Source organism: Actinomycetes bacterium, from assembly GCA_036000965.1.
Classification (GTDB): Bacteria; Actinomycetota; CALGFH01; order CALGFH01; family CALGFH01; genus DASYUT01.
Map to the genome: position 1 here is coordinate 1 of DASYUT010000135.1, position 6,119 is coordinate 6,119.

Below are 6,119 nucleotides of genomic sequence, written 5' to 3' on the forward strand. Positions count from 1 at the left end.
TGGCTACCCCGTCAGGGCAGCCTCGGGCAGGGACCGCCGCGATCGGGCCCGTCGTGGCGGGTAGGTGGGCCCAAACCCCGTCTGCCTGCATCCCTCGCCCGAGGCTGCCCAGCACCACGCCCAACAGCTCTCCTTGGCTCCCTCGGTAGCTTCTGCTGTGGCCGGCTGATGAGCCCCTGGACCATGTGCGCCGAGCGGTATTGGCCCAACGACGCGATCCCATCGGGCCAAGGATGACCAGCGGTTCATGAGATCCACGACGCGGCGTCTCGCTACCACAGGCCTGGAGGGCATGGCGAAGGAGGCTGTTGAGCACGCCCGCGAGCGGTACGACAAGCCTTGGCCGAGCCACAAGAACAGAGCGGTAGGTGCAACGACGCAAGACCTGGGAAGGCTCACAGCTACTCGTTCTGGCGCGTGGGACAACGGGGGCTCGTGACCGTCTGGCTCATGACGAGCAACGGTAACCAGGTAAGTTCTTGATCCGGCACCCGTCCCGCCCAGCGGACTCCGGAGGCGCTGACTGGCGTTTCCGCTGGTCAGGGCCGGTTGTGGGCCTGGGAGGAACTTGAACCTCCGGCCTCATCCTAATCAGCAAAATGGAGGGAACCGCTGTGCGCACGGCCGTTTTTCCCAGGTCGCGCTCGACCGTAGAGGCCGAGTTATGTGCTCTCATCGCGTCCAGTTATGTGTTCTCATCCTGCGCCGCGATCCCGGCGCTCCGACCGCAGGTGTGGACAGTGCTGCCATGGGGGAACACAGCCGCGGTCTGACCCCATCAGAAGGAGACAACGTGCTCGGACTCATCATCAGTGCCATCGTCGTCGGACTCATCATCGGGGCGCTGGGCCGGCTGGTGCTCCCCGGCCGACAGGACATCCCCATCTGGCTCACGATCGCGATCGGCATCGTCGCCGCCCTCATCGGGTCGCTCATCGCCAGCGCGCTCGGCGTTGGCGAAACTCGCGGGATCGACTGGATCAAGCTCATCATCCAGGTGGCCCTGGCCGCGGCCGGCGTGGCCCTGGTCGCCGGCCGGTACGCACCTGGCAGAAGGCGCCTCTAGGGCCCGAGTTCGAGCTCCGAACCGCCCGATCCCTCGGCCGCTCCCAGCCGCTGGCCACCCTGACGCCCGGCGCGGCCGCTGACGGCCGAACAAACCGGAGGCACTGCCCGTCCGGCTGGCTGAACCTGCTCCGCGACGCCGCCTACCGGGCAAGCCAACGCGGCCGTAACCGAGCAACGCGCCCAGGCCGGCTACCTCTCGTCCCGAGCTTTCACCGGCGCGAAGGTGTCAGGAACGAGGTGGCCGGCAGCCGGCCAACGCTCCATCGACAGTGACCGGGCTGACGATCTCACCGTGCTGTGGACTGCCGTGAGCCAGCGTCGTGCTCGGCTAGGCTACTTCCCCCGGAAATAATCGGGTGGCGGTCAGCGAGCCTGGCTCGTCGTCTTGTCCGTCTTGGAACGGATGGATGGGGCAGCCGCGTCGCGTAGGAGGATCTTGGCGGCTTGGCCCGACACCTGTTCCATCTGGGCGAGGAGCTCGCTGAGCCGGCGGCGGTTGGCGATCCATTGCTGGTACAGCCGGGCCTGGTCGGGGGTCAGGCGTCGGGTGACGGTCTTGCCGCCAACCTTGTGGCTCCACTGCCAGTACGGGCCGTGCAGCTGCGGCGGGTCGCCCTGGCAGCGGCACCCCGGCTTGCCGCAGGGCATGAACCGGCGGACCACGCTGCCCGGGGAGACGAACCCGACCGAGGCGATCTCGCCCTTGAGCCGGGCCAGCTCCGCCTCCAGCGCGGCCAGTCGTTGTTGCTCGGCCACCCGCATCAGCCCACCTTCCTCGAACGTACTCTAGCAGTTATCATACTGCTAGATGCCCGCACCACCTGGAGGGCCGATGCTGACCTTGCACGCCAACAACGGCGACACCCTGTGGGACCATCTCCTGCCGGACGGCGCCCGGGCCTTGCCGGCCGACCTGGCCCGCCTGGATGCCGTCTTGTCCGACCCGGCCATGCTGGCCCCGTTCCGGGCCCGGTTCCAGGCGGAGGCGGCCCAGCTGGCCGCCGATCCTGTGCACCGGGGCCGGCCCACCATCCCCATGGCCACCTACCTGCGGCTGATGGTGGTCAAGCACCGCACCGGCTGGGGGTATGAGACGCTGGTCAAGGAGGTGTCGGACTCGCTGCACCTGCGGCGGTTCTGCCTGATCCCCCTGACCAGCCCCGTCCCTGATGAGTCCACCGTGCGCAAGCTGACCCGCCGGTTGGGGCACGAGGTGGTGGATGGGTGCATCCGGGAGGTCATCGGCCAGGCGCTGCGGGAGCGGCGGTTCCGCCCTCGGGCGCTGCGTTCCGATTCCACCGTGGCCGAGGCCGACATCCGCTACCCCACCGACGCCGGCCTGGCCGCCGACGCGGTGCGGGTCCTTGCCCGCTCCGCCCGCCGGGTCCGGGCGGCCGTGCCGACCGTCACCCGACGGGTCCGGGACCGCAGCCGGGCCGTCGGCAAGCGGCTGCGGGCCCTGGGGCGGACGCTGCGGCGGCGGACCGGGGAGGCCAAGGCCGCGGTGCGTCGGCTGACCGAGGAGGCCGCAGCCCAGGTCCGGGCCTCACTGCGGGAGGCCAAGCGGGTCCTGGCCCAGGCCCGCCGGTCCCGGTCCAGGGCCCCGGGGATCTCCCGGGCCGCCCGCGCCCGGGCCATCGCCGCCCTGGAGCAGGCGGTCGGCCTGGCCGAACGGGTGGCCGAGCAGACCAGGATGCGCTTTGCCGGCCAGAAGATCACCGACCGGCTGGTGTCGCTGTTTGACCCCGACGCCCGCCCGGTGCGCCGCGGCAAGCTGTCCAAGCCCAACGAGTTCGGCTACGTGGTCCAGCTCACCGAGGTCACCGCCAACACCCGGCGGGGGGCCAGGGGGCTGCTGCTGCCCCCCAAGCTGGAGGCTGGCTCGACCCACGAGAACACCCTGCTGCCCGCCACCGCCGCCGAGCTGGACGCGGTGGGGATCACGGTGCGGGAGGCGGCGGTGGACGCCGGGTTCCTCCGGGCCCGCACCGAGCAGGCCCTGGCCGGGGCGGGCAGCCCCGAGGTGTTCATCGCCGGCGACGCCGACAACACCGGGTCGCGGCGGACCCGGCGGCGCCGGGCCCGGTTCCGGGTCGGCTGCGAGGGGCGAATCTCCCACCTGAAGCGGGAGTACGGGGCCGGTCGGTCAAGGCTCAAAGGCACCCAGGGCGCCAGGATCTGGGAGAGCTGGGCGGTGCTGGCCTACGACCTGGACACGGTGGCCCGGTTGCCGGCCCGCCGAAGCTCCAGCTGACCTCACCCGGGCCGAGCCCCCACCCAGACCAAGGCGGAGGCCGACCGGGGCCGACCGGCGAGCCGGGCAGTCACCTCCATGCTCCACCGCTTCCAGGATCGCCGTTTATCCGGGGGAAGTAGGCTAGCTGACCCGGGATCGTCGCGGTGCTGGCAGCCTTCGGCCAGGTTCCCTGCTTGTCGGTCGCTGTCTTGAGGAACCGCAAGATCAGCGCTGCGACAAGCTGTGGATCATCGGAGATCGGGACGTGGCTCAGGCCGGGTAGCCATCGCAGCTGGGCGTGGCGTACGAAGGCGAGGAAGCGAGGGCTCTGCATGCTGACCAACGGGTCGGCGGTCCCCTGCACCAGAAGGACCGGGCAGGTGATGCGCTCCAGCCGCGTCGGGACATCGAACATGGCCGCCTGGACGGTGTCCAGATATCCCGGCGCCTCGGCGAAGTCCAGCAGCAGCTGACGGGCATCCTCGGCGGGCAACTGCCACGGTCGGCTCCGCTCCATGGCAAAGAACAGCGACCGTCCGGCTCCTGTGGCAGCCACTGGGGTGGCGATGGGGGCAAGGAGCGTGGCCAGCGCTCGTCCAGTCAGCAGTGCCGCCGCCTGATGGACTCGCTCCAGCGGCGTGCCCAGCCCGTCGGGAGCGATCGCGATGACCGAAAGGGTGCGGCCCCGCGTGGCCAGCTCGAGGGCGACCCGGGCACCGAGGGAGTACCCAGCGACGTGGAACTGGGCAACGCCAAGCCGGTCCAGCTCCCGTTCAACGGCATCCGCCAGGGCCGCCGCCGTCGGCGCAACCCCCGGGGGAAGCGCGGCCGAGCGTCCGAAGCCGGGAAGGTCGAACGCGATGACGTCATAGTCGTTGCTCAGTGCCTGGTGGATCGGTTGCCAGCCGACAGCGGACTCTCCTACGCCGTGCAGCAAGACCAGTGGCTCGCCCGCTCCGGTCCGATGACGGGCAAGACGGTTGGTAGGGGGCACAGACAGGCGGGACGCGATGATGTCTCCTCATGGTGGACGGCTTGGAGCACCGAGACCCTGTCCAACTGCCACGGCCGACTGCGTTATTCCCCGTGCATGCTGTGGGTGGTCCGTCACTCCACAGCCGAGACAGTCCGAGACCAGCTCAACACGCCATGGCAGCTACCGGGAGGTCTGGTCGCCGCAGCGGCCTGACCAGGCCCAGTTGCCTCAGGCGATTCGGGCTGTGCTCATTCCGAGGGTAGCCCGAAGCGCCGCACCAATCCGGGGATTGCCCGGCGGGCTGAGCCATCCTGTGGCCGGAGGACCGCAGAGCAACGCCTCAGCATCCAGAGAGTCAACGCTTCAGCACGCGAGTGTCTCGTCGCTACGGTCGGAGTCCCCGAGGCCGCGGTTGAACAGTCGGTTTGCCTGATCCCCCGGCGGCAAGCCGGCAGAGGTCGTGACCAGAAGACGGGTGATTGGTATGGGCAGGAACCTGACCGGTAGCGTGGTGGTGGTCACCGGCGCCTCCAGCGGGATCGGCCGGGCGACCGGGCTTGCGTTCGTTAGACAAGGCGCGCGCGTGGTGCTGGCCGGCCGACGCGCTGGCGCCCTCCAGGAGCTGGCACAGGACTGCGAGGCGGTCGGCGGCCAGGCGCTGGCCGTGCCCACCGACGTGACCGACGAGGCGGCCGTGGCCGAGATGGCCCGCCGGGTGGTCGAGCGGTTCGGTCGCATTGACGTGTGGGTTATCACCTCGGTATGCAAATAGGGTGGGATGCTCGTAAGCTTGCCGTATGTTGAACGAAGACGCTCGATCCCTCCCAGGCGCAGCCCAGGCAGCGCTGCGCAACCGAGCCGTCCAAGCGGTCCTGGACGGCATGACCCACGTCAAGGCCGCGCGGGTGTTCGGGGTGCACCCCAACGCGGTAGGCCGCTGGATCAACCGCTACCGGCGGGGCGGCTGGGACGCCCTTTCGGAACGGCGCCGGGGCCGGCGTCCAGGGGAGCAGGCGGCCCTCTCCCCAGGCCAACAGGAAGCGGTGATCGCGCTGGTCCGGGAGACGACCCCAGACCAGCTCGGGCTGGCGGGATTCCTGTGGACCCGGGAGGCGGTCGCCGAGCTGATCGCCCGGCGTGCTGCCGTGCGGCTGGCGCGCACGACGGTGGGCCGATACCTGCGCGGGTGGGGGTTCAGCCCGCAGAAGCCGCAACGGCAGGCGTTGGAGCAGAACCCGGCAGCGGTGGCCCGCTGGCTTGAGGAGGAGTACCCCGCCATCCGCGCGCAAGCCAAGCGGGAGGGCGGGGTGGTGTTGTGGCTGGACGAGCTGGGGGTGCGCTCGGACACGGCCGCGGGCCGGTCGTGGGCGCTGGTGGGCCACACGCCGGTGGTCAAGCGGACCGGCAAGCGGTTCCGGGTGAACATGATCAGCGCCATCTCGGCCGGCGGGCTGCTGCGGTTCCGGCTGTTTACAGGGTCGTTCACGGGGCCGGTATTCATCGACTTCCTGCGGCGGCTTGTCCGCGACCTTGCCGGCCAGAAGGTGCACCTGATCGTCGACGGGCATCCGGTGCACCGCGCCAAGCTGGTCAGCGCGTGGGTGGCGCGACACGCGGAGCGGATCGAGCTGCACTTCCTGCCGGGCTACAGCCCCGAGCTGAATCCGGTGGAGCTGCTCAACCATGACGTGAAGGCGAACGCGGCGGGCAGGCGGCGTGCCCGGACGGTCGCGGAGTTGACCGGCGAGTTGCGCGCGTATGTGCGTCGTCGGCAGCGGCAGCCGGAGGTGGTCGCCCGGTTCTTCCAGCATCCGGATACCTGCTATGCCGCCGCATAAT

General features: G+C 70.2%; 6 protein-coding genes. 4 read left to right on the forward strand and 2 right to left on the reverse strand.

Annotation, left to right across the window (positions count from 1 at the left end):
* Window positions 1-748 precede the first annotated feature (748 nt).
* A complete protein-coding gene (locus tag VG276_11805; GenBank protein HEV8650062.1) occupies window positions 749-1,066 on the forward strand; it encodes a GlsB/YeaQ/YmgE family stress response membrane protein in 318 nt (105 codons plus the stop codon).
* Between the two features lie 365 nt (window positions 1,067-1,431).
* Here VG276_11805 and VG276_11810 read toward each other — a convergent pair whose 3' ends face one another.
* Window positions 1,432-1,830 (reverse strand): DUF6788 family protein, encoded by a 399-nt coding sequence (locus tag VG276_11810; protein HEV8650063.1) that lies wholly within the window; start codon window positions 1,828-1,830, stop codon window positions 1,432-1,434.
* A gap of 70 nt (window positions 1,831-1,900) precedes the next feature.
* Between VG276_11810 and VG276_11815 the strand changes: the two genes are divergently transcribed.
* Window positions 1,901-3,322 carry a transposase gene (locus VG276_11815; protein HEV8650064.1) on the forward strand — a complete coding sequence of 474 codons (1,422 nt, stop codon included), beginning with the start codon at window positions 1,901-1,903 and terminating at the stop codon, window positions 3,320-3,322.
* 70 nt (window positions 3,323-3,392) lie between these two features.
* Here the strand turns inward: VG276_11815 and VG276_11820 are convergent, their stop codons facing one another.
* Window positions 3,393-4,241: an alpha/beta hydrolase gene (locus tag VG276_11820; protein HEV8650065.1), complete on the reverse strand. Its 849-nt coding sequence runs from the start codon at window positions 4,239-4,241 to the stop codon at window positions 3,393-3,395.
* 523 nt (window positions 4,242-4,764) lie between these two features.
* On the opposite strand from VG276_11820, the gene VG276_11825 reads away from it, so the two are divergent.
* A complete protein-coding gene (locus VG276_11825; GenBank protein HEV8650066.1) occupies window positions 4,765-5,052 on the forward strand; it encodes an SDR family NAD(P)-dependent oxidoreductase in 288 nt (95 codons plus the stop codon).
* Window positions 5,053-5,077: 25 nt separating this feature from the next.
* Window positions 5,078-6,118 carry an IS630 family transposase gene (locus tag VG276_11830; protein ID HEV8650067.1) on the forward strand — a complete coding sequence of 347 codons (1,041 nt, stop codon included), beginning with the start codon at window positions 5,078-5,080 and terminating at the stop codon, window positions 6,116-6,118.
* The last annotated feature ends 1 nt before the right edge of the window (window position 6,119 follow it).